Annotated in this window: 24 protein-coding genes; 5 read left to right on the forward strand and 19 right to left on the reverse strand. The window is 62.4% G+C overall.

The genetic code is table 11. The features are described from left to right. Window positions 1-1,648 precede the first annotated feature (1,648 nt). From CRT23_RS11200 to CRT23_RS11210, 3 genes are read right to left on the reverse strand one after another with little or no spacing between them, the layout of a single operon-like run. Complete coding sequence (locus tag CRT23_RS11200) at window positions 1,649-1,834, reverse strand: hypothetical protein (RefSeq protein WP_103709746.1); 186 nt, start codon at window positions 1,832-1,834, stop codon at window positions 1,649-1,651. A 2-nt stretch (window positions 1,835-1,836) separates the two neighbouring features. Next, window positions 1,837-2,100 carry a hypothetical protein gene (locus CRT23_RS11205; RefSeq protein ID WP_103709747.1) on the reverse strand — a complete coding sequence of 88 codons (264 nt, stop codon included), beginning with the start codon at window positions 2,098-2,100 and terminating at the stop codon, window positions 1,837-1,839. Between the two features lie 30 nt (window positions 2,101-2,130). After that, window positions 2,131-2,511 (reverse strand): hypothetical protein, encoded by a 381-nt coding sequence (locus tag CRT23_RS11210; protein ID WP_103709748.1) that lies wholly within the window; start codon window positions 2,509-2,511, stop codon window positions 2,131-2,133. A 400-nt stretch (window positions 2,512-2,911) separates the two neighbouring features. Between CRT23_RS11210 and CRT23_RS11215 the strand changes: the two genes are divergently transcribed. Continuing rightward, complete coding sequence (locus CRT23_RS11215; RefSeq protein ID WP_245436157.1) at window positions 2,912-3,478, forward strand: response regulator transcription factor; 567 nt, start codon at window positions 2,912-2,914, stop codon at window positions 3,476-3,478. Window positions 3,479-3,965: 487 nt separating this feature from the next. On the opposite strand, the gene CRT23_RS11220 is transcribed toward CRT23_RS11215, so the two are convergent. From CRT23_RS11220 to CRT23_RS11230, 3 genes are read right to left on the reverse strand one after another with little or no spacing between them, the layout of a single operon-like run. Continuing rightward, window positions 3,966-5,078 (reverse strand): hypothetical protein, encoded by a 1,113-nt coding sequence (locus CRT23_RS11220; RefSeq protein ID WP_103709750.1) that lies wholly within the window; start codon window positions 5,076-5,078, stop codon window positions 3,966-3,968. A 24-nt stretch (window positions 5,079-5,102) separates the two neighbouring features. Beyond that, window positions 5,103-5,297, reverse strand: coding sequence for a hypothetical protein (locus CRT23_RS11225; RefSeq protein ID WP_103709751.1), 195 nt, complete (start codon window positions 5,295-5,297; stop codon window positions 5,103-5,105). Continuing rightward, window positions 5,290-5,850: a terminase small subunit gene (locus CRT23_RS11230; protein WP_103709752.1), complete on the reverse strand. Its 561-nt coding sequence runs from the start codon at window positions 5,848-5,850 to the stop codon at window positions 5,290-5,292. Before CRT23_RS11230 ends, CRT23_RS11225 begins: the two co-directional genes overlap by 8 nt. Before the next feature lie 397 nt (window positions 5,851-6,247). Between CRT23_RS11230 and CRT23_RS11235 the strand changes: the two genes are divergently transcribed. Together CRT23_RS11235 and CRT23_RS11240 are read left to right on the forward strand one after the other, a co-directional pair. Further along, complete coding sequence (locus CRT23_RS11235; RefSeq protein ID WP_181017321.1) at window positions 6,248-6,619, forward strand: hypothetical protein; 372 nt, start codon at window positions 6,248-6,250, stop codon at window positions 6,617-6,619. Window positions 6,620-6,880: 261 nt separating this feature from the next. Then, a complete protein-coding gene (locus CRT23_RS11240; RefSeq protein ID WP_103709753.1) occupies window positions 6,881-7,090 on the forward strand; it encodes a hypothetical protein in 210 nt (69 codons plus the stop codon). 71 nt (window positions 7,091-7,161) lie between these two features. Here the strand turns inward: CRT23_RS11240 and CRT23_RS11245 are convergent, their stop codons facing one another. From CRT23_RS11245 to CRT23_RS27775, 12 genes are all read right to left on the reverse strand, one after another. Next, complete coding sequence (locus CRT23_RS11245) at window positions 7,162-7,419, reverse strand: hypothetical protein (RefSeq protein ID WP_103709754.1); 258 nt, start codon at window positions 7,417-7,419, stop codon at window positions 7,162-7,164. A gap of 11 nt (window positions 7,420-7,430) precedes the next feature. After that, the gene (locus CRT23_RS27765) at window positions 7,431-8,324 is read right to left on the reverse strand and encodes a hypothetical protein (RefSeq protein WP_146056359.1); all 894 of its coding nucleotides are present in this window, start codon (window positions 8,322-8,324) and stop codon (window positions 7,431-7,433) included. A gap of 14 nt (window positions 8,325-8,338) precedes the next feature. Beyond that, complete coding sequence (locus tag CRT23_RS11255) at window positions 8,339-8,614, reverse strand: hypothetical protein (RefSeq protein WP_146056360.1); 276 nt, start codon at window positions 8,612-8,614, stop codon at window positions 8,339-8,341. An 11-nt stretch (window positions 8,615-8,625) separates the two neighbouring features. After that, window positions 8,626-9,387: a hypothetical protein gene (locus CRT23_RS11260; RefSeq protein WP_146056361.1), complete on the reverse strand. Its 762-nt coding sequence runs from the start codon at window positions 9,385-9,387 to the stop codon at window positions 8,626-8,628. A 195-nt stretch (window positions 9,388-9,582) separates the two neighbouring features. After that, the gene (locus CRT23_RS27770; protein ID WP_146056362.1) at window positions 9,583-9,924 is read right to left on the reverse strand and encodes a hypothetical protein; all 342 of its coding nucleotides are present in this window, start codon (window positions 9,922-9,924) and stop codon (window positions 9,583-9,585) included. Then, complete coding sequence (locus CRT23_RS11265; RefSeq protein ID WP_146056363.1) at window positions 9,917-10,225, reverse strand: hypothetical protein; 309 nt, start codon at window positions 10,223-10,225, stop codon at window positions 9,917-9,919. Before CRT23_RS11265 ends, CRT23_RS27770 begins: the two co-directional genes overlap by 8 nt. 348 nt (window positions 10,226-10,573) lie before the next feature. Continuing rightward, entirely contained in the window at window positions 10,574-13,195 is a 2,622-nt protein-coding gene (locus tag CRT23_RS11270; RefSeq protein WP_103709759.1) for a PriCT-2 domain-containing protein, read from the reverse strand. Then, window positions 13,192-13,572 carry a hypothetical protein gene (locus CRT23_RS11275; protein WP_103709760.1) on the reverse strand — a complete coding sequence of 127 codons (381 nt, stop codon included), beginning with the start codon at window positions 13,570-13,572 and terminating at the stop codon, window positions 13,192-13,194. The genes CRT23_RS11270 and CRT23_RS11275 overlap by 4 nt, the downstream gene beginning before the upstream one ends. A 205-nt stretch (window positions 13,573-13,777) precedes the next feature. After that, the gene (locus tag CRT23_RS11285) at window positions 13,778-13,984 is read right to left on the reverse strand and encodes a helix-turn-helix domain-containing protein (RefSeq protein WP_103709762.1); all 207 of its coding nucleotides are present in this window, start codon (window positions 13,982-13,984) and stop codon (window positions 13,778-13,780) included. Between the two features lie 883 nt (window positions 13,985-14,867). Continuing rightward, a complete protein-coding gene (locus CRT23_RS11290) occupies window positions 14,868-16,043 on the reverse strand; it encodes a site-specific integrase (protein WP_103709763.1) in 1,176 nt (391 codons plus the stop codon). A gap of 270 nt (window positions 16,044-16,313) precedes the next feature. Then, on the reverse strand, window positions 16,314-17,183 hold the full coding sequence (locus tag CRT23_RS11295; protein WP_103709872.1) for a DUF4336 domain-containing protein: 870 nt from the start codon (window positions 17,181-17,183) through the stop codon (window positions 16,314-16,316). A 289-nt stretch (window positions 17,184-17,472) separates the two neighbouring features. Continuing rightward, window positions 17,473-17,682, reverse strand: coding sequence for a hypothetical protein (locus CRT23_RS27775; protein ID WP_146056364.1), 210 nt, complete (start codon window positions 17,680-17,682; stop codon window positions 17,473-17,475). Between the two features lie 883 nt (window positions 17,683-18,565). On the opposite strand from CRT23_RS27775, the gene CRT23_RS11305 reads away from it, so the two are divergent. Both CRT23_RS11305 and CRT23_RS11310 read left to right on the forward strand, forming a co-directional pair. Further along, window positions 18,566-19,003 (forward strand): globin family protein, encoded by a 438-nt coding sequence (locus CRT23_RS11305; RefSeq protein ID WP_103709764.1) that lies wholly within the window; start codon window positions 18,566-18,568, stop codon window positions 19,001-19,003. A gap of 75 nt (window positions 19,004-19,078) precedes the next feature. After that, on the forward strand, window positions 19,079-19,705 hold the full coding sequence (locus CRT23_RS11310; protein ID WP_103709765.1) for a L,D-transpeptidase: 627 nt from the start codon (window positions 19,079-19,081) through the stop codon (window positions 19,703-19,705). A gap of 41 nt (window positions 19,706-19,746) precedes the next feature. Here CRT23_RS11310 and CRT23_RS11315 read toward each other — a convergent pair whose 3' ends face one another. Then, the gene (locus CRT23_RS11315; RefSeq protein ID WP_103709766.1) at window positions 19,747-20,997 is read right to left on the reverse strand and encodes a diguanylate cyclase; all 1,251 of its coding nucleotides are present in this window, start codon (window positions 20,995-20,997) and stop codon (window positions 19,747-19,749) included. Window positions 20,998-21,123: the final 126 nt, after the last annotated feature.

A 21,123-nucleotide genomic window follows, 5' to 3' on the forward strand; every position in this document is an offset into this window, starting at 1 on the left:
GATGAGCGGCGGATGCGCGGTCTCAGCCTTTGATCGAGCCGATACCTTCACCCGCCCGGAGCAATCCGAGGCGGGTTTTTCGTGTCTACGCCGCCCCTCCGCCTGCGAAAAGCAAGAGCGTCACTTGTCTGAAGTGGGCGCTCGTTGCGGCCGCCATCTTATCGCGTAGGCGGGGTGTTTCCAGCCTACCGCCCCATCAAGCGCCGATTACGGAACCTTCACCGCACCGCCGGGCCTCATGCTATAGGTTGCTGCAACCTGACCATCATCATCGATCAATTGTCTCATAAGAGGTTTAACTCGCGCAACGCTTGCTGATGCATGACAAGCGGCGAGATAGTCTGCTAGCTCTGCCTCAGCCTTATCTACATCGCTCTCTGAGCAAGGAACGTCGCCTTTAGCGATATCACCCGGGTTGCTTCGGTATAGCCGCATCATAAACATGATTGGTCTCCTGCTGACATCAACGATACGTCAATGGGTAGCATTGCGCGAGACGTCGGAACGAGAGAGCGAGTCTCAAAACGTTTAGCGTTTGGTTGCTTGACAAAAGCCGCCCGCTTGCCAACCAGGCCTCCAGCATGCACAATTCGCTAACCAAGCAGGCGAACTCGGGCTTAACCCGCGTATGGTCTAGTTTGCTTCTGTTGCGCGACACGGTGAAAATCTGCCGGCCGTAGCACGATCGTAAGATCGGAGCGCTTTGTAGGGTTTCTGGCAGGCCCTACCGTGACAGAGGCTTAAGGGGCGCCTTCAGGGCGCCCCTTCCTTATGGAAGGTAAGCCCTCAGGATTGATCCGCGTTTTAGGAGCGTCGCTGTGGCTCGCGGATTGATTCGGTGAAAGGCAGTAAGCCAAAGCTCAGGCCCTTCGGCAGGACGCTTTACCACGGCCTTGTACCGGATTTCTGAGGTTGGAAGAGTAGACACGCCGATCGCGCAGTTCGGCTTTTTCGACTCGGAGATCCACAGCCCATGGCGCAGTACGAACGCCAACTGAAGGAAGTCATAGTCATCTAAGTCGGGATGGTGGCCGCAAATTTTCTCGTATGAAGCCCGCGATAAATTTACGGCGCGGAACGCCGTTTGGAGATGGACAGCGACTTGCTGGGGAACATCGCCGACGTGGACTGAGACATCCTTCGGACCGCATCTCAATCCTTGCAGGCGACTCAACTCTAGGGACATGTCTCGCTAAGGAATCAGCGCCGAGAAGCCGAGTCAATCGAACAGCTTAAGGCAACTCAATGATCCAAATGCTCGAAGGCATGCGGCGGCGAAAAAGCCGCCGGTGATCACTTCGACGCGTACCCGTTCTCACCCACCCGCCGTCGGCGCCCATCCTTCGTCAGGATCCACGTCTCGGCCACGCAGGTGATCGCAGGCGGCCCGGCGTCATAATCCCAGTACCAGAGCGGATCTGCCTTTGGCCCGCGCTTCAGGTCGATGGCCTCACGCAGGATCAGCCGGAGTCGACACCTGCCTTCGTGCTGCTCGTATAGAAGTTCGTACACGCGGTCGCTGGATGCGATTCAAGGGGCGCTGGCTATCGTCGCTGGGAAGATGCGTGGGTGATAGTCGTCAGTCGTGATCTCGCGCCAGGGCGCTACCGCGTCGCTCAAGCCTGGAACTCCTATGTACCCTCGATGCCTAAGCGGTGCCGGCCATCCCTGCCGCATAAGCCTTCAAGACGACTTGGCTTGCACTGACGGATCGGCCTGCCATTTCGAACGCCAGCACTTCAGCTTCGCCAATCAGCTTGATCGGCTCACCCTGCTCCAGAAGGTAGCGAAACGCCTGCCTCAACAGGGCATCGTCCACTTCGTTGTCGGCCATCGTTATACCTTCTCCGGACGGGCCAGCAGGATTGCGGTACGCACGGCGACACGCTTCAAGTGCTCAGTGGCATCTCTGTTCGCGACAGTGACCTTCGCCCACTCGTGACTGCTCACGGCCTCAGCGAGATCGATTCGGTAGCCGTCACTGAACAGAAAGGCCGTCGTCGTTGGGTCGGCCATAAAGGCTTCGACAGCGGCGACCACGTCCGCATCGAGGATGGCCTTCGCCTTGTAGAGGTCGCCGGTCGTGGGGTTCTCAGCCATTCGGCAGAGATAGCACGCAGCGGGCCAGCATCACCGGCCGAAGGCCCACAGCGGCACCGCGCCACTGGGGCGGCCAGGCGTGTTCCGGTAGTAGGTCGTGTTCACGAAGCGCATGCGGGTCTCGTCGATTCCAGACACTCGCTCGGTGCCGAGCACCATCGCGCCGCAAAAGTCGGGGCGAACAGTGCCAGCCTCAGGATGGACGCCGAACACGTCCAGCGTCGTCCAACCCAGGGCAACAGCCTGATCCGCCCAGCGGTCCAAGAAGTCGATGCACGCCTCGTGCGCGCCGCCCCAGGACTGAAGCGTGAAGCCAGGGCACGGAACGACGCTGGGCCGGAGGTCGAGAAAACCCTGGCGCCAGAGCTGTGGGTCGGCGGGGACGAGCTTGGGCTTCGGTGAGGCTGGCATGGGATCCGGCGAGTGGTGGGGGGCCGGATGGAGTGAAGGATCGCGAAGAAGGCGCCTAGGGCTGGCGGGCCACAGGTTCGATTGATCCCTCGACGTCGCCGCCTCCGGCTGTGCCGCTGAGTTCCCGAGATTGAAGGACCCGCCATCTTTTGTGGCGTCGTCTTGCGTTGCTCTCAGGCCAGGTTGTTGCGTTGGGCAGGATCAAGATGTGGCGTGGCCCGGCTTGATCCAAAGCGAGAAGATGGCGGTGGAACGGAATCTGTGACTTTGCCGTTGCGAGTTCCCCTGAGCGTTTCAAGCGGGGTTGGGACAGGCAAACGATATGAGTGCGGCTGTAGGCGTTCTCTACGAGGACCAGTTAGCGGCAACTGATCCGGCGCTACGATCGATCGTGGAGCAGATGCCCTCGCTTCAGATGATATCCGACGCGGAGCTGGCTCAATCTAAGCCGCAGTGCAAAGCAGCGCTTATCGGCGTGCAAGACGCGACGGTTGCGTCTGCACTCGTGCGGATCACCACGCTGAAGAAGCAATGGCCGAGCTTGCGCATCGTAGTGGCCATTCAAGTTATGGACGCGGTCAAACTGCGGCAGCTGGTGGACGCTGGTGCAGATAGCTTTGTCACACGGCGCCCCTCGTTGGACGATCTCCGAGCAGCGCTGACGCTCTGTGGTGAGAGCCTGCCCCACGAGGCTGGCACACCTCCTGTTGTCGCCACGGAGCCCCTTGGTCTCGACCTTACGCATCGAGAGACAGAGATCCTGCGCATGCTGAGTGCGGGGTTCAGCAATAAGGATGTGGCGCGCCGGCTGGACCTCAGCGTCCGCACTGTGGAGTCCCACCGTCTCAACCTACGCCGTAAAACCCAGACGGGACGCCTGAAGGATTTGATTGCGCTCGCCGGCAGGCTGAGGCTCGTCCCTGTTGACGATGTTAAACCGCCCAGGAAATTTCGGCTTGCGCGGTGAGCCACTCAGGTAGTCTCAAACGCTTGTCTTGTGCGGGCATCGTCGCATAGGTGAGCCGTCGCTGCGGTTTCATCCTGTCAGAAGCCGAACGACCAACGGAATGCGTCGCTCCAGCCTTATCCTGTCAGAGGCCGAACGGCGCATTCCGCTGCTTAGGACTACGTCGGCGCGTCCGAGCCAGGGCGGTATCGGCTGAGGCTGCGCTCTCGCCCCCCGCCCCGGCCTCGTGACGAATTCCTCGGATTGATCGGAGACTCCGTCGTCCGCCACCAGCTGATCACGCATCCGAGGCGTTCCCGACTTCCACGGGCGGCCCTTCGTCCTGGGCTACCGGGCGTTCCCAGTGGCCATGACGAGGTGATCTGAATTTGGCGGCGGCTGCAATAGCTAGTTTTGGGAGGCGCAGGACCGGCATTTGACCCGCTTGGATTGAAAAGGGACGCCCGTCAGATGCCCGTCTTTTACATCTGACGGCTCTTGGACACGTTCACGTCACCGCCTCTGGCACAGCCAGCGAAGCACCATTGCTGATGAACCCATCGTTTTTTGTGGCATCGGCGGCTTTCTGCTCGAACGCCTTCTCGCTCACGAACTCGCACGTCGTGGTCGTTCCGGCTTCGGACTGCGAGTAGACGTAGCTCCAAAGCTTCATCTTCATCTGCCCGCTTTCGGTCGGGAACAGCATCGGCGACTTGATGGTCGCGTAGTCGTGCGCAAGCTCCCACAATCCGCCTATACCGGGCCGCAGCCAGCCTTGGTAGGTGATGCTGACCCGGACGAGCGAAGCCTCAATCGCCTGGACTTCCATGTTGGTGCGCAGCTTCAGCTCTTTTTCGTTCAGCGGCATCTCGGCTAGGACCTTACGAACCTGCCCTTTCGGCCCCTGCATCGTGGCCTTGGCCTGGATCTCGGCCGCCTTCCTCCCGAACAAGCTGTCCGAGCCGGGCTTCTGCGCGTTGACGATGACCTCCTGAACCGAGGGCATCGCGATGGAGCAGTTCGCCGAAAGGATGTTGACGCCTTCCTCGAAGGTCACGCCACCGCCCTTCGTGTCCGCGCCGGCCACCATCGTGCCGTCCGCCTCGGAGCTGATCCAGAGCCCGCGCTGATTACACAGCCGGGAAATCAGCTGAAACGGCGTCTCACCGAACCGAACCTGCACGTTTGTGAAGGGCTCGTCCGCGCCGTCCGGCGGGTTGACGACCTTGAACTTGATTCCGTGCGGCTTGAGGACCGAGTTCGCGATTGCTTCGAGCTTGTAGCCGCGAAACTGACCCGTGCCCTCGTTGATTGACGCTCGCGTGGTTTGCCCACCCTTTGAGTAGCCATCAATCTGCACGACGTGGCGGTTCGCATCATAGGCTGCTTGACGATTGACGATGTAGCCCTCTTTCACGACCACTTGTCCCGCCAAGGCGATGTCCACCCTGTCGCCGGGCTTCAGCCTGAGGTTGGCGACTGCGCTCGGCTCGGCACAGATCAGACGAAAATTGCGGAAGCCGTTTCGATCATCGAAAGACTGTGTCATCGCAACCGAAAGCCAGTTGCGGTAGGTGCCATCCGTGGTGCGAACCTCGCAGATCAGATCGGGGTCAGACATAGATCATACCTCTCTGGCTTTGGCTTAGCGGTGGATGCGGTCGAGCAGGGTGCCCCACCACTCGCTGCCCTGGCGCTTGCGCAGCCGCATCAGCTTGCCCGTGAAGGGATCGCGGTAGGTGCCGGGCTCCGGCGCATCCACGAACAGCCGCTCGGCCTTCGGGATGCGGACGACTTTTGGCGCTTCGTCTGTGAGCGTGACGCGAGGCGGCTCAGACATCGGGCTTCTCCTGCTGCTCCGCCGCGAGAGCGGCGGGAGACCCCTGCGGCGGCTTCCAGCCCGGCGGGAAGATCAGGTCGTCAGCGAACTGCGTGCATTCGTCCTGATCGAAGCTCTGGCCCGCCTCGTCGGCGATGCCTTGCCAATCCGTCTCGTCCTCAATGGTGAGGTAGTCTTCGAGGAGGCTGACGCCGTGGTGTCCATTGCGAGCAAGAGAGTCCTGCGCAAACGTCGCCAGCCGGATGGTCAGCAGGGACTCAAGGCCATAGGCTGTTCGGATCGATGCTCCGGCCTTTACCGCTGCCGGACCGACCGTCATGGCAACCTCACGCACCAATCGTCCGACGACTTCCACAAAAACGGGATTCCGACGCTTAGGCTGATAGGAATACCGCCTGCGCCATCCCAACACGTCGCGCGCGTTGAACTTGTAGGATCGTCCATTGCTGCCGTATTCCACGACTGGACAGCCGCGACCAACCCATGCGTCGATTGTAGGAAGGCTGACCTTGCAGAGATCTGCGATCTGCTTCCGGTTAAGGGTCTCAGCCATCTATTAATCCTCGAAAGAAACAACAACAACCCACTTCAGAAGTCTGCACCTAGAGAGCTACTGCACTCGGGCGGACCCGTGTCCCTGGCGGGGGCAATCTAGGACCCTGGAACTCGCGCTGACCTGAGTGCATAGGTGGATTGCTGCGCTGCACCGCCCATTTGGGCCAGAGAACGGAACCATCTGCCCACGTTGGGCTTTTTCGCTCGCTGGCAATGTCGCGGCGCAATATGTCCAGGCGCTCTCCTCGAACTAGAACTATACGCCCGCGACCTGATGTGCAGATCAGGTTGTGTACCAGAATAGGCGCACGAAGTAGGGTCCAACGCCAATCCTTCACCTGATTATAGAGCTGCGTATTCGCTCCCTGATCGCGTGAACGACGAAAGGATCCATTATGAAGACCTCTTCCAAGATCGTTGCAGGTATCGCGCTCGCCATCGGCTTTGCAGCGTCCCCGAGCTTCGCCCAGAACTTCAACTCGGACAGCTCCAGCTACAACCGTGACGGCACCCTCAATGTATGGGGCGCTCACATTGACCCGCCGCGTTCGCAGGGCGGTCTCCTCGGCGGCGTTGGCAATGTCGTTGGCGGCGTGACCGGTGCAGTCGGTGGCGTGGTTGGCGGGACTGTCGGCGCAGCCGATGACATCGTGACGGGCACGATTGCTCCGCGTCGTGGCGATCGTTCGGCTCGCTATGAGCAGGACGAGCAGAACGAAGAGATGATGTATCAGGATCGCGGCAGCCGCCGTGGCGCCGCCTACTAGTACTATCGATCTTCGAGACGGCAGACGGCGGGGCGAAAGTCCCGCCGTTCGTGTATCTGCATCACCTGCGTACCTCCGAGATAGGGTGCGACCTGCCCCTTTGATCATTGTAGGCGGTCGGTCTTGAACATGCTCGCGCCGGTTTGCGCATAGCGCTGCCCCTGCGACCTCGTGATTTCGCACTTGCGAGGAACACGGTGCGATGCAATGCATTCTCTGCTCACATCCAGACAGCCGTGGCATACCAGCGGGATTACCCGAATGCGCAACTACATCACGCCCAAGCATTGCCCTTTGTCGGACGCCGCGATTGAGAAGCGTCATGTCTCCAGCGTCGCGAACAGCAACCAGCGTTTGGAGCTGGTTCAGGACGACCGCATCCGGGACGCATCGCAGAAGCACTTCAGCGTGCCGAGCAAGGTCGTTCCTTCGACATCCGACTTCGAGGGCTTCGGCTCGTTCTCCGGCTAGGGCTGTCCAGCACGAGGCCGTCCCACAGTTCTCAAGATGGACGCCATGCTGAACCACGTGCTCGCGCCTTCTCACCCGATGTCCGGCGTCAGCGCGAGCGTCGCAACGCCTTCACGCGCTCGCGCATAAAGCTTCTCACCGGCTGTCGCTGCTTCCCAGCTGACGCCGGGGAGATCGCCGTTGAAGAAGACGTGACCGCGAGTGTCATTGCTTGCGGGCGATGCCGTCTGCACCTGAACCAGGATGGTCCCAGACGTGATCTGAACGGCCGTGGCGGTCGTGCTGATCTGCTGCCAGGCCGTGGTGAGGTCGAGGAAGGTCGTTGCCATGCTGGTCTCCCTCAGTCCTGATAGATTTCGAAGGTGAGGCCGAAGGCTTCGGTGTTGGCCGGCGTGTAGGCTGCACCCGCTTCCACCACGACGTAGAACGCCTTGGTGCCAAAGGCCGGGTTGAGGATGATCTGGCTGCCGATCTGCGGCGTGGCGATGCCCGTGCAGCCGTCAGAGCGCGAGCTGTCCATGACCACCGTCAGCTTGCCGGCGTAGAAGCGCACCCGGTCACAGGCGAGAGTGCCGCCGGTCCCGGTCGGGGTGGAGTTGAAAGCGCCGTTGTCACCCACCGTCAGGGTCGGCACTTCCTCGAAGAAGTGGAGGTGGAAGGTGGCGCCAGTGAGCGACGGGCTCGACTTCCACATGCGGGCGCGGACGAGGTTGATCGGCGCGTTGGCGATGCGGGCGCCGAACGCGATCAGGGCGTTGCCGGTGCCGTCAGACGGGCTGGTGACGGTCGTCGTCTTCCCGATCAGATCACCGTTGTCATAGGGCGTTGTGTTCGCAGGGCGGTTCCACTGAAGCTTCACGAGCTGAGAGCCGCCGCTGATCGCGCCGAGGTGGGCCTCGCCCTGCGGCAAGCCCATCAGAGGAGACGGGGTGTAGCTACCGGCGGCCGGTGCACCGCTAGGAAGCGTGCCTGACGTGAAGTTCTGCCAGTAGGTGAAGAGCTGCTTGCTTGCAGCATCGTATCGGGTCACAAGGCCGGCGATATCACCGATGGCGTATCCTGTACTCGCCGAGACAACGTTGTTGAGCCCGACACTGACAGCGCCAATTTGGCCTGCCAAGAGCACGGCCGGCGTGACGCCCTTTTGATAGCTGCCGTCCACGTCATTGAACGTTGCTGGCGTGTAGGTGGCATCCGGGCCGGATGCGCTGAAGGTCGGGTGATTGGCTGACATTGAACTTCCTTTGATCAGGCTTTGCGCACCCACACGGTGCCGTCTGCGGTTCGGCGCTCGGTGCCGACAGGGTTCTTCGGATCGGCATCGCGGACAGCGGCGACCGCGCGGGCATGACGAGTCGCGTGCAGGAAGTTCTCGCGGCTGCGCTCGACTTCGGTCCTGGTGCGGATCTCATCCAGAGCACCGTCCACTTCGGCCTCGATCTCAGAGCGGATGCGAGCACGCTCGCGCTCGGCCACAGCACCCTGCCGTGATTTCCAGTCCTGAAATGCTTTTTCGGAAAACATAGTTGGTCCTTTTAGGCTCGCGGCTGGCCCCAGAACGGGGCTCCGTAGATGTACGCGTCGCGCTTCAGACCAGGCAGGTTGGTGAAGTCCACGACAGACTGATGCGGGACGTCAGGATAAATCGGACGTGGTAGCTCAACAGTTTCCGTGACAGCATCCCACTTGCCGCGCTCGCTATGAAGCATCGGACAATCATGCGGGCCGGCGCGATGTCCGGTCGTTTTGTTGACGTAGTAAGTCCGCTCGACCGTCAGGTCTTTGGAGTCCTTCAGCCAACGGCCATTGAATTCCGGTTCGGCGATGGTCGAGACAGGCTCGGCGCCTTCAGGCAGCTCGTTGTTCGCGCGGATCGCGACTGTGCGGAGTTCCTTGGCGCGGTTCAGGAGCGCTGCCAGTTTTATAGCGGCCGGCGGGTACTCCTCTTGGATCAGCCGCTGCATCTCAGCCATGGCGGCTTCGGCCTCGGCGCGCAGGGCGCGGCGGCGGGTCTGTTCGGCCTCGATCTCGGCGGCTTGCAGATCGAGCGTCATGCGAGCATGGCGGCTCTCGGCAATGTCGATTCGGCGCTTGGCCCGCTCAATGTCCCGGTCCAGCGCCTCAAGCGCGTCCAAGTCGCCGGCCTCAACGGTATCGGCGCGGCCGTCCTCAAGATCGCAACGCGTGCGGATCGCGTCCGCGCGCTCGGCATCGACCGTCGCAAGCTCACGACGAAGATCCTCGACGTTGTTGCCAGCAGTGGCAGCCTTTTCCTTCGGACGCTTGGGTGCTCTCATCAACATTCGCCCGTTCATCCCAAATTCTGTGCGGCTCACATCGGCCTTGAACGATTTGACGCCTAAACGTTGAAGCTCGCAGGCCGAATTCCCGTTGTCTCACGGAGCCGCTGGCGCGATCATCTCGGCTGCTCCAACGTCGTTAGATGATTAAAGGCAGCAAGTCGTGCACGCGCAACGCTGCATTTGCTGCAATCAATGCAGCAGGTCGTTATTTTGAGCTGGATTTCTTCCAGGCTTCATTGCGCCAAAGCGAAACGCGCCAATGCTTGCCATCGTACTTCTTGCCGACGCCTTCGGCTCACAGCGTCGCGTGATCGTTGTGACCGAGCAGCCTTCGCGGCGTGCCATCTTGGATGGCTTCACATGATCCGCGTGGCCAGCGTCAGCAGGCCAGTTGTTCCAATTGTCCAACGGTTGAACGGGCGGTGCTGCGCAGGCAACGAGGTACTCTCGAATGCGAGCCTGTATCGCTTCCGCTTCATCGAGCAGCGCTGAGAGCGTCGGGTCCGGGATGCCCTTCTGCGGTTCAGCCATGGCCGTGCACCTCCCTGAGAACGGAGAGTTGAGCGGCCTCGGCAGGGAAGCCGGCGTTGCGGATTACGTTGATTGCAGCCTGGAAGCCCAAGGCGATCTCGTCCGGCGCGAGCGTGGGCCAGGAGCCGGGCGGCGGGAGCGGGGATGGTTCGGCGATGCACTCGGGTTCGGGAAGCGCCTCAATGAAGTGCTGCTGCAGCGCCGTGGAGCGGCGAGCCGTTTCCACGACGAGGTAGCGGGCGAGGTCGTTGGCCCGGTCAGTCATGGCTGTGCCTTCGGGTAGTGGATCGGGCGGGATCATCGGCCGAACTCCCAGATCGGCACGCCATGCGGCTGGCCTGGCAACCTGCGATGCGTGAGATGGCCGAATCGGATCTCGTCAGCCGTCACCAGCCGAACAGGACCTCCGACGCCGAGGGTGAGGGGCTTGGTGCGCGCAGCACGGCGGGGCGCCTGCCCCAGCGAATAGGGGTTTGAGGGGTTTAAGGGGTCTGTTTTGACCGCTCCAGCCAAACTGTCATGCACACACTCGCAAGCGCTTGGGGGGGGTGGCCCGTCTACAGGCGGCGTAATCTCACTGACAGTTTCCACGCGTCGGTTGAAACAAACCCCTAAAACCCCTGAAACCCCTAAAACTCGGGCGCCAGCTCTAAAAATGCGGATCATCGTTGCGCTCCCCGATTTTAGAGAGCGAGAACCTGTTCCCGTTGCTGTTGTCTTCCCGCATTTCAATCCGGTGACCGTCGACCACTCGGCCCTTAATCCGCGAGAGCCATTTGCCCAGGCGCCGGCTGTTCACGGCACCGCCGTCACCGGCTTGTCGCAGCAATAGGTCTCGGAACTCGGGAGCGACGAACTCCTGCACGCCGTAATCGTAGTTCGTGCCAGCTCGCTTCTCGCAGGCCGCCTTGATGATCGCGTTGGTGGTGTAGCCGGATGACCGCGAGAGGTGCTCCTGCCAATGGGTGAACAACTCGCGGATGGCGGACAGTTCTGGATCTTCCTCACGAGCCGTCTCCATGCTGGAAACTGGGTCGGCGTGGCCGAGCCAGATGAGGGGAGCCCGAACTGCCTCGGACCACTCCTCGTAGCTACCGATGGGACCACACACGCTCGGAAGCCCGGCCGCTCGATAGGCTCGGATGATCGTCATGGCTGCCGCAACATAGGTGCCGCGATCGGCGAGCACGCGCTCCACAGGATTGAAGTCGAACACCCTCAGCTCAGGGCGCTCCATCCCGGCGTCGAGGGTGCACAGCACCGTTCGGCGGGTCATGTCGCCAACAAGGGTGAGGTTATTGCCCGTAGCGAACGTGGTCGATTTCACCTCGATCTCGGGGGCTTCACTCTTGCCGAGGATGCGAACCCGCACGAGAGGGCGCTCCGTCATCTGGCAGAGCATGTCGCCGCCGAGTTCACTGTTGACGTTATCGATCGAGACCACCGCCACTCCGTCGCGTAGCAGAGCGCCGAGGCGTTTCTCGGTCTCCTCTTCCGTCTTGCCGGCGGCGATCACCGGGCAAAGCCGGCCGGTGGCGATGGCCGACGCGATATCCACTAGGAAGCTCTTACCCGTGCCGGGACTGTGCGCCCGGATGGCATGTAGCGGCGCCACCGGCAGCGTGCCGCGCACCACCGCCGTCAGAATGCCCGACAATGCCACAGCGCGGTCGACCGGGGTGACGAAGGGGAAGCCGGAGAGCAGAGCCTCCAGCAAGAGCAGCGCGGCCAGGGCATCCGTCTTGGTCGGGTGCTCTGAAAGTGGCGGCAGATGAAAAGACGGGTCGAGCGCTAGGAAGAGGCGCGTTTCTGGATCGTACCCTCGCCGGGAGAGCACCGACCCGTCGGGCCGAAGCGTCGGGGTCGTGATCACCCCTGAGACCGGTGGCCAGCCCCACTCGCCTTCCCGCTTCAGGAGTGTGGAGAGAAGCTCAATCGGCGGATTTATGTTGATCCAGTCTTTCTCGCGCTTGTCGTACTTCTGGAACCGGATTTTACGCGCCGCGATGTCGGACAAGCTGGTCGTGCAGAGCGAACTCAGGCGCGCGACCTGAGTCATCCGGCCCTTCGAGGCAGGAACCGACTCCGTGATGGGCCGCACCAGGGTGCCGGCGCGGGAGTAGACGCAAACACCGGATTCGAGGAGCAGAGCCTCCGCCCGGTCGGCAGCTTCAGGCGTTTTCCCAGCCACAACGAAGACGGTCGGACGATCGTCGTTCTCGTCCTGCTCTGCCTCTTCGCCAGCCTCCCTTTCAGCGCGATTGTGGGTCGGTGCGCTTGAGCGCCCCTTGCTCCTCCAGCCATGCTGCAAGGCGTGCCAGAACAGGGTGCCAATCTTGACCGAGTGCCCGCCGGCAAAGCTCGACCACTTCTTGGCCGTCAGACCAGGATCATCCTTTGGCGAGGTCGCCGACCACCACTCCCACAGATCGCGGCCTCCTTCGCCCAAGCCATCGTAGAGGGCAAAGCCGATCTGGACCCAGCCGTCATAGTCGAAGTCGTTGGGGAGGTGCTCCAAGGCCTCTGCGATCGTTTCGCGATCAGGCGTTTCATGCAAACCGAAGCCGGCAGTTTTCCGGCCCTTAGCCTCGCGGGTCTTGTTCTCTCTCTCGCGCTTCCGGATCTCCTGCTTGCGCTCGGCGCGGGTCAAAGCACCGGCTGCGCGCAGGATCGCCTCGGCTTCCACCACGAATTGGCGAAGGGCGTCCTCTGTCGTTGCGGGCAGCTCGTCGAAGTTGATGGTGAGCGGCGAGGCGTCGTCCCAGCTGTAGGGCTGTTGGGTGTCCGGGTGCGTGCCAAAGCCGACGAACTGCTGGCCCCGCGCGAGCACCTCGACCTTCGTGCCCTTCTCTCTAGGGTCGTCTGTGAAGAAGAGTTCCTTTGTCTGAATCTTGTCGACAGGCACAGCCACTCGATAGCCGAGCAGCACCTTCGGCGCCCGCCCGATGCGCCTGAGGGGAGTCGGGCCAAGTCGATCTAGCGCCAGCTTTTCAATCGCTCCGGCAAGTTCCGGGTTGAGAACGTCGATATCCGGGCCGACGAGGAGACCACAGAGCAAGCCAGTGTTCGTGCAGGCGGGCTCTGAAATTCCCCAGCGCCTGATTTCTTCCAGTGAGGCGTTGAGGCAGCGTTGCTCCCATTTAGGCATCATGGGGCGCTTTCCAGCGGACGGCACGTTCATGGCCGGACCGGAAACAGGCACCGGGTGGAAGCCGCGAGCACGGATGGCGAGGCGCAGGTCAGTCGGACTGAGGGTCTGGTGGGCAGTCATGCGACGCCTCCAGTCTTTGAGGACGAAGGCACCGCACGCTTCCGCGCGGCAAATTTGCTCAGGGTCTCGTCGGAATGGCTCTTGAGGACGCAAAACATCATCGCTGCATCCTCTTGGCTCAGGTCCGTCTCGGTGTCGGCGGCCAGGAACCCGATCACCTTCCCGTTCGGGCTGCTGGAGCGCACGCCAACGAAGACGCGGATGCAGTCCGGAATTGGCTTGGTGATGATGCCGCGATATCGGGCCAGCTCGATCTCCTCGGCGTAGGCGCGGCGGATGCGGTCGTGCTGATGCGGGTGGCGCTTGAAGAACAGGTCGTCAGCCGCGCGTACCCGGTCGAGCCCTTTGCTAAGGGCCTGTGCCTGAGCGGGGGTCATACGCGGCACCCCCAAGTCTCAGGGACCGCATAGGCTTGCTCGGCAACAACGCTGGCGTGAGCGAGGCTCAGGCCGTAGCGAGCCCGAAGGCGCCGCATCTGGATTTCGAGGAGGGAGGGTGCTATGGAATGGATGTCTGCCTGCGAAGCGACAATTCTTCCAAAGCCCTCGCCCTGGCCGGCGGGGGTTTTGACGTTCTGGGGCATTACGCTGCCGCTGCCTCCTGATTGAGATCAGACGTGGAACGGCGGCGTCGAGTCTCCTTCCAGAGATCGAGATCTGCCGGTTCATAGAGGACGCGGCGACCCATCTTGTAGAAGGCCGGACCGTCGCCTCGGATGCGAGAATGGTTCAGAAAAGAGACGCTTACCCGTAGATATTGGGCGGCCTCTTCAACGCTCTTTGCTGACATTGGCTCGGGCTCCCGTGGAGTTGTCCGAGCATGTTCGGTGATGCTGTTATATGAAGCTAAGGGCGCTTATGGGAGCTTTGTCATACGTGCGATCTGACCGAAGAGTATGGCCTGCTGTTTTGTGTAGGCTTCATATAATCGGTTGCCTGCACGCACCTCCCGAGTGATGCGCCTAAGTCTACGCTCGTCGGTAGCCCCCAAAAGGATGCGCTGGCGACCTTGCTGGTCGACGCCGATGTCTACGCCGGTTGAGACTGTCAAGATGAAGTTGTGAAGTCCGCCAGATGACCCGTTCTCATCTGAGTACGTGCGACATGTGTTATCACCGCTGACGGCACGATAGATCGCAATTAGATATACGATAAGCTCGTCAGTGTCTGTTCGGGATTGCTGCCCAGTTCGTCCTTTTTGAATTAGGAGCAATGCGTCTTCAATCCACGGGAGCGCAATTCCTGGCCGAGGTGCAAGAAACGCAACTTTCGCCGACTGAAAAGCCACAAAGTTCTCGGGCGCGGTTTGCTGAAGAACGTTCCATCGTGCAGGCGCGGCGCTCCAAATCCTCTTATGAACTGTGGAAGGAACTGAGGCCCAAGCCTTCACGAACTCCTGCCATTCGCCACTTTTGCTGCTTTTCCGCGCTACTGCTCGAAGACGCAGGAGAGCATTTTTAGGGCTTTCGCGGACGCTTGCTCTAGTCGTGTCCGCGTTGATGTCGTTATGTAAATCGTAGACGCCATAAACTAGGTCCGCGCGTATCTGAGCGCACATGACGCGGATTGAGTTAGCAGTCTGAGTCAGAAATTCGGGGGTTAGTTCCCGTTCGAAACAGCTCGCGAGCAAAGCAGAAAGTTTGCTGTTTTCTATATCGGCAGGGAGTTCTACCTTAGACATTTGAGATTTCTGTAACGGCTGTGATGCGCAGGATCTCGCTAGCGACATTGTCAGATAGTGTCTTTACTGAGCTATTCTGTCGAGAAACATACCGTCCAGTCATCGCCAGGGTCTTGTGACCTAGAGCGTCACGCAAGATCAGGGCGTTGGCTCCCAATGATGCGCCCCTCGTCGCAAAGCCGTGGCGGAGATCATGAAGGCGTAGGTCGGGCGCGCCGACTTTACCCCGCACCGCTTCCCACGTTCGGCGAATAACATCCTTGGTGATCGGGCCATTGCCGACATCGTTGCAGAGGATGAAGTCGGAGCGGCGGGGCAGGGCGCCTATGAGAGCTAAGGCTGGTTCTGAGAGCGGGACGTGTCTGCCGCCTGCCTTCGCGTTCTCAGCACGCAGGCTTAGGATTCCACGCTGAAGGTCGACATCGCTCCACCGCGCTGTCTGCCACTCACCAGTCCGGCAGCCTGTCAGAATGAGCAGCTTGATCAGCGTCCTGGCCTCAAGCCGCAGTGCCGTTCCGCTAAGCTCCAGCCAGATCGCACGAAGTTCCTCATCGCTCGGAATGCGATCGCGCGATCCCTCAGGGTGAAGTGGAATTCCGCGGGCTGGATTGTCGACGATCAACTCATCACTGATCGCCAGTGAGAGAGCCTTCCGGAGCACCGCCAGCTCGTGGTTCGAAGCACGGGGGCGGTGGGTCTGAGCGGCGTGCCAGCCGCGAACTTGGGGACGCGAGAGGTCCGTCACTCGGATCGCGCCAAACGCCGGGATCAGGGTTCGGTTGATCATCTCTTCGAACACCTTCGCGGTGCTCGCGCGTCGTTTTGGCTTCCAATGCTGTTCCAGAGCCGTGATCAGCACATCGCGCACCGTTGGCTCTCGGCGCCGGCCTGCACGCTCGGCCGCCGGGTCTTCGCCGCCGGCAACGCGGGCCAGCATCTGCTTGGCCGCTCTCCGGGCTTCATCCGGCGTTAGCGCGCCGTGGCGACCAAGGGAGATCCGTCTCGTTGGAAACGAGCGCCCGCGACCGGCGCGGTATTCAACGAGGTAAGTGACCGATCCATCATTGTTGCGCCGGATAGCGAAGCCGGCCAGGTCGTCGTCTCGCACTATGCGGCCGGCGTTTGCGACGCTCAGCCCGTCGACAAACCGCTTCGTGATCTTTGGCATACGACAGCACCCACCGTGTGCATCCACGGTGCTGGTGTCGGCACCGTGTCGGCACCAAATCTGCAACTCGGTGATACCTGAAGCAAGCCAATTCGAACGAAGTTCTATGTTTTCAGTGGCTTGTGCATCTCCGAACAACTGAGTGCATCTTGATGCACCAGTATCCGGCAGACTTAAAATCTTGCGGCCTTTGGCTGTGCGGGTTCGAGTCCCGCCGTCCGCACCAATCCTGTCGATCGCGTCCCGACCCCTGTCGGATCGGCTCGCCGATCAGCGCCGCGACCGGCGGAGATAGGCGAAGAGCCCCCAGACACCCACGAGGGCCAGGCCCGCCAGCGCCGTCGAACGCAGTGGCGTTCGGGTGGTCGTTACGCTGGCCGCAGACGGTCGGCGCGAGGCGCTTTGTTCGTCCAGGATCCAGGCGAGCGAGCGCCGGAGTTCGCCAGCGGCATCGCGGTCGAACCAATGGCCGTGGGCGAAGATCACCCGGTCTGGATTGAAAGCGACGAGGCGGTGTGCGGCCCGGACCGTGTCCCGATGGTTCAGGCGCAGGAGAAGCCGCTGATAAAGGGGCGCCCGACCCTCGGGCGCAACGATGCCGAGCAGGCGGGCCAGGGGGCGCGCGAAGACCGGCAGGAGGTCACCCTCGAGGTTGATGATCAGGTCCGTGAGCAGAAGCGTCCGACTCGGACGATGGAACAGGCAGATTTCCTTGAACACGGGGCCAGCGACGAGGACCTGATCGATCTCGTTCGCCCAGACGCGGGGTGGCCGGTCCGACAATTCCGCATCGATCGCGAGGCCTGATCGGCGCACCTGGCTCCGGTCTTCCAGGCCGGGCACGGCCCAGGTGATCGCGTTGGGGCAGGCGGCTTGCCAGTCCTTCAGGAACAGCCAATGTCCGATGCTCGGCGCCACGAGGTGCCCGATGCGCCCAAGGCTTTCCACGGCCCGCTGAAGGCCCGGGTGGTACGGAACGGGCGAATGGAGCAGCAGCTCGCCGCCGCTCAGTCGCAGCACCGTCATTCGGAGGGGAAGGGGGATGCCCCCGGCGTGGATTGGCGCCGCGTCGACGATCCAGACGCCGTCCGCCACCTCCTTGGGCTGATTGAGGGGCGGGTAACTCAGGTCATGCGCCAAAATCCGGCACTCCGCATCGACGACGAACACCCGGGAGAACGCCGGGGCGGAACCCGAAGGTCCGTCCGTCGTGCACAATCACGGCGGTCGCTTGCGGACGGCGGGATGCGATGTCGTCGCGCCACCTTCCGGCCGGCCGCGATGCGAAGGACACGGCGCCCCAAACATGCCGACAGGTCTGGTGATTCGATGGGCGGGTACCGTGCCGTGGCACGGTCTCCCATCCGTGGCAGGCGGCCGCGATGAGCGTCACGGCGCATGGCGGCAAGCCGTCGGCGTCGCCCGAACGCTAATTCGGTCGCGATCGGCTGCCCGCATCGTGCGGATGCGCGAGGGCCGCAATCAGCGCTTCCAGGGCATCCGCCAGGCGATCGGGAAGGTCTTCGTCGATCTGGGGCGGAAACGAGAGGGCCAATGCGCGATCGACGCCGACACGAAAAGGTGTTCGGTTGCAATTGTCAGGACGAGGAAAGCAGAAATATGGGTATTCGAAATGCATCTCAACAGTCGGCTACGGCGCCGTTCGCTGACGGATAGTCGATCTACCCGCGAATAGTGCTAACGCGAGTCGGCAGAGACGGTTGCGCCGGCTTGCGTGATGACGGATTAAGGAAGAGGCCGCCCAGCCTGCCCGGCCGGCCTCGGTGAGGGATCCGACTACCAGCCGCGAGGGCCGTAGGCATGGTCGCAATCCGGCCGATACCCGTACCTGGCGCGGCGGTAGGCGTATCCGCCGAATCCCTCACCATAGGGTCGGATTACCGCCCGCGGGCTTCGATAGACCGAAACGGCGTCGTACGCGGACTCGCCGACCACCGGTGCCCGGCGGTAGGGCAGGACGGGACCCGCATCGTCGTCGACATAGCGGGGTTCGGGACGTCCATAGCCGTAGCCGTAGGCAGAAGCGTCGCGAGCCTCAGAGATGGCGCCTCCCAGAAGCGCGCCGGCCGCGAGTCCCCCAATGACACCGGCCACGAGAGCGCCACCCTGACCGCGGGCCTGCGCCTCGGGTGCTCCGAATGTTCCCATCGCCACGAGCGCAACGGCCGTCAAAGCTGCCAACGTCTTCATCGCCCATCCCCTGTGTTCATCGAGGAGGCCGGCATCGTGCGCGGTCTCAGTGGCCCACCCGGTCTTGTCCCGGCTGCCGAGAAGGAGAATGCCGAAGCGGCGCTGCACCCAAGCTGAAGCGTGTCGGCAGCCGCCGTTCAGATGCTCTTGGGGGCGTCGCTGGGTATCCCGCCGGACGGATCGCACCATTCGAACGCTCGGATAGGATTCCCTCTTGTGGGATATCGCTGCCGGGGCAAAAACGTTGGGCGCATTCGCGCGTCACGCACGCCGTTCGCGCCGCAGTCCCTTCCTCCTGCTCAGAGCCCCGCATGACCCCGGAACAAGTTGTCCTCGTCCAGGACAGTTTCGCCAAGGTTCGGCCGATCGCTGACACTGCGGCAGATCTCTTCTACGGACGTCTGTTCGACATCGCCCCGCAGGTTCGGACGATGTTTCCGGATGACATGCGTGAGCAGAAGAAAAAACTGATGGCGATGCTGGGTCTTGCGGTCACCAACCTGCACAAGCCCGAGATGGTAGTGCCGGCGCTGCAGACGCTGGGCCGACAGCACGTCTCGTTCGGAACGCAGGCCGCGCATTACGAACCCGTGGGCGCCGCCCTGCTCTGGACGCTGGAGCAGGGCCTGGGCCCAGATTTCACGCCCGCGGTGCGGGAGGCCTGGGTGGAAACCTATACGCTCGTGGCGAACGTGATGAAGTCGGCCGCTGCCGAGGTTCGGCGGCCCGATCCCAGCGCGGACGCCTGATCTGCGCGGCGCTGGAACCAACGCGCGCGGCAAGCGTAGGCGTTGCAGATTCGTTCGTGTTTTCCGAGGACCCCGATGCGCGCCCGCCTGACGCCCCTTGTCTCCGGATTGACCCTGGCGACGGTTTTGGTCTGTCCCGCCTGGGCCGAGGTCTTGATCGCCGTCGACAAGGACGCGCAACGCATGACCGTCACCGTCGACGGCCAGCCCCGCTACGACTGGCCGGTCTCGACGGGGGCGGACGGTTACGACACACCCGGCGGAGCCCATCGGCCGTTCCGGATGGAACGCACGCACTTTTCGCGCGAGTTCGACGACGCACCGATGCCGAACGCAATCTTCTTCACCGGGCAGGGCCACGCAATTCACGGGACCAATCACACCCGTCGCCTCGGCAGCGCGGCGTCCCATGGCTGTGTTCGGCTCGCCCCGAAGAATGCCGCGACCCTGTTCAGCCTGGTCAAGGCTCAGGGCATGGGTAAGACCCGGGTGGTTATCGAGGGCAGTTCCGTGATGGCCTCGCGGCGCCGTCGCGGCGACGATGTCGGCGTGATGTCGGCCGGCATGCAGATGGGACGCGAGCCGTACGGGGCCTATCGGGCGGCCGCGGTGCGATCGGTCCCGCGTCGGGCCCCCGTCTACGAAGTTCGGGATCCGGCCGGCGACGGTGACGCCTATTTCGTGGGTGACGATTTCTATTAAGCGGATCGAAGCAGGCTCCGTCTTCCGCCGCAGCGGAGCGGTTAGCCGAATGCGCTGGCCCGCACCCCGTCGAAATTGGCCGATTCAGATGCCAGGGTCGCGGCCTCGACCCGATTCCGGCCGCCGTGCTTGGCCCGGTAGAGAGCATCGTCCGCCGCCTTGAGGAGATCGGCGGAGGCGATCGCAAGGGATCCGAGGCTTCCATGCGCCGTGGCCACGCCGATGCTGACGGTGACGTGAGCCCCGTCGCGGAGGCCGGGATGGGGATAGGCCAGGGCCTGGACCGCTAGGCGCAAGCTCTCGCCGATCCGCCCGGCGGCCGAAGGGTCTGCCCCCGGGAGGAAGACGATGAACTCCTCGCCGCCGTAGCGCGCCACCTGCCCGCCGTGGAGAGCCGCCGTCGCAGCGAGCGCCTGGGCGACCTGTCTCAGGCAGCGGTCGCCTTCGGGATGGCCTGCGGTATCGTTCAGGCGCTTGAAGGCATCGATATCGATCAGCATCAGCACGGCCCAGGTGCTGCCCGCGCAGGCCTCGGCCCAGAGGGTTTGCAATTGCGTCGCGGCACTGCGCCGATTGCGAAGTCCGGTCAGGCTATCGGTCTCCGACAGGATCGTCAGCCGCGCATTGGCATCTGCAAGGTCCCTGTCGCGCGCCGATTTCTCCAACGTGAGCAGAAAGGCCTCCTTGCAGGTCCACTCGCGCGAATAGGCGAGCTTGAGGGGCACGAGGGTGAGGCTGGCGATCAACAGCGGCAGCCCGATCGCTTCGCTGCGCGGAAGCACAAATCCGACGATGTAGACCGCGTAGAGACCGAATGCGCTTCCGCAGAGGAGGAGGCTGTGCCGGAAGGAGAGCGGCGCGATCATGCCCACCACCATCGGGACGATCACCGCGAGGATGAGGTAGGTGCCCGCGTGGGGCTGCGGTGCGATCCGGGCGCTGTTCAGGACGATCATCATGTCCAGCAGTGCGATCCCGGTGACGATCCCGGCTTGGCGCCGGGCTGTGGTGATGCCGTGCAGGCCGGCGATCGCCATCAGCCCCGCCGGCAGGAACACGCCCAAGGTCAGGAAAGCCGGAACCGCGAACTGCTCGGGACCGAACAGGTCGAAATCCATCTTCAGCGACAGAACATTGAAGACGATGAAGATCAGGATCCAGGACTGGAGGTAAGTCGCCCGAGAGCAGCGGATCGTCTCGAAGAACTGTGCTTCGAGGTCTTCAGGCAGGCGCAGGCGATACCAGGGCCTGTGGCGTGCAGCCTCGATCAGGCTGGGTTTCGATTCGGGCATGGGGCTCGTTCACCAACGATCCCGGGAGTTTATACGCGTCCTGCTTGCACGCGCGTAAACAACTTCCACGGGCCGCTCGCAGCCCCGGTCCCTCGCATCGCCGCCACGGGTCCCATTGCATCGCGG

It is taken from the genome of Methylobacterium sp. V23 (assembly GCF_002917135.1).
Classification (GTDB): domain Bacteria; phylum Pseudomonadota; class Alphaproteobacteria; order Rhizobiales; family Beijerinckiaceae; genus Methylobacterium.

What these genes read in the sequence shown, in the direction of transcription:
- CRT23_RS11200 (WP_103709746.1), bottom strand. Translation starts at nt 1,834, where the DNA reads ATGGCCGACAACGAAGTGGACGATGCCCTGTTGAGGCAGGCGTTTCGC.
- CRT23_RS11205 (WP_103709747.1), bottom strand. Translation starts at nt 2,100, where the DNA reads ATGGCTGAGAACCCCACGACCGGCGACCTCTACAAGGCGAAGGCCATC.
- CRT23_RS11210 (WP_103709748.1), bottom strand. Translation starts at nt 2,511, where the DNA reads ATGCCAGCCTCACCGAAGCCCAAGCTCGTCCCCGCCGACCCACAGCTC.
- CRT23_RS11215 (WP_245436157.1), top strand. Translation starts at nt 2,912, where the DNA reads ATGCCCTCGCTTCAGATGATATCCGACGCGGAGCTGGCTCAATCTAAG.
- CRT23_RS11220 (WP_103709750.1), bottom strand. Translation starts at nt 5,078, where the DNA reads ATGTCTGACCCCGATCTGATCTGCGAGGTTCGCACCACGGATGGCACC.
- CRT23_RS11225 (WP_103709751.1), bottom strand. Translation starts at nt 5,297, where the DNA reads ATGTCTGAGCCGCCTCGCGTCACGCTCACAGACGAAGCGCCAAAAGTC.
- CRT23_RS11230 (WP_103709752.1), bottom strand. Translation starts at nt 5,850, where the DNA reads ATGGCTGAGACCCTTAACCGGAAGCAGATCGCAGATCTCTGCAAGGTC.
- CRT23_RS11235 (WP_181017321.1), top strand. Translation starts at nt 6,248, where the DNA reads ATGAAGACCTCTTCCAAGATCGTTGCAGGTATCGCGCTCGCCATCGGC.
- CRT23_RS11240 (WP_103709753.1), top strand. Translation starts at nt 6,881, where the DNA reads ATGCGCAACTACATCACGCCCAAGCATTGCCCTTTGTCGGACGCCGCG.
- CRT23_RS11245 (WP_103709754.1), bottom strand. Translation starts at nt 7,419, where the DNA reads ATGGCAACGACCTTCCTCGACCTCACCACGGCCTGGCAGCAGATCAGC.
- CRT23_RS27765 (WP_146056359.1), bottom strand. Translation starts at nt 8,324, where the DNA reads ATGTCAGCCAATCACCCGACCTTCAGCGCATCCGGCCCGGATGCCACC.
- CRT23_RS11255 (WP_146056360.1), bottom strand. Translation starts at nt 8,614, where the DNA reads ATGTTTTCCGAAAAAGCATTTCAGGACTGGAAATCACGGCAGGGTGCT.
- CRT23_RS11260 (WP_146056361.1), bottom strand. Translation starts at nt 9,387, where the DNA reads ATGAGAGCACCCAAGCGTCCGAAGGAAAAGGCTGCCACTGCTGGCAAC.
- CRT23_RS27770 (WP_146056362.1), bottom strand. Translation starts at nt 9,924, where the DNA reads ATGGCTGAACCGCAGAAGGGCATCCCGGACCCGACGCTCTCAGCGCTG.
- CRT23_RS11265 (WP_146056363.1), bottom strand. Translation starts at nt 10,225, where the DNA reads ATGATCCCGCCCGATCCACTACCCGAAGGCACAGCCATGACTGACCGG.
- CRT23_RS11270 (WP_103709759.1), bottom strand. Translation starts at nt 13,195, where the DNA reads ATGACTGCCCACCAGACCCTCAGTCCGACTGACCTGCGCCTCGCCATC.
- CRT23_RS11275 (WP_103709760.1), bottom strand. Translation starts at nt 13,572, where the DNA reads ATGACCCCCGCTCAGGCACAGGCCCTTAGCAAAGGGCTCGACCGGGTA.
- CRT23_RS11285 (WP_103709762.1), bottom strand. Translation starts at nt 13,984, where the DNA reads ATGTCAGCAAAGAGCGTTGAAGAGGCCGCCCAATATCTACGGGTAAGC.
- CRT23_RS11290 (WP_103709763.1), bottom strand. Translation starts at nt 16,043, where the DNA reads ATGCCAAAGATCACGAAGCGGTTTGTCGACGGGCTGAGCGTCGCAAAC.
- CRT23_RS27775 (WP_146056364.1), bottom strand. Translation starts at nt 17,682, where the DNA reads ATGCATTTCGAATACCCATATTTCTGCTTTCCTCGTCCTGACAATTGC.
- CRT23_RS11305 (WP_103709764.1), top strand. Translation starts at nt 18,566, where the DNA reads ATGACCCCGGAACAAGTTGTCCTCGTCCAGGACAGTTTCGCCAAGGTT.
- CRT23_RS11310 (WP_103709765.1), top strand. Translation starts at nt 19,079, where the DNA reads ATGCGCGCCCGCCTGACGCCCCTTGTCTCCGGATTGACCCTGGCGACG.
- CRT23_RS11315 (WP_103709766.1), bottom strand. Translation starts at nt 20,997, where the DNA reads ATGCCCGAATCGAAACCCAGCCTGATCGAGGCTGCACGCCACAGGCCC.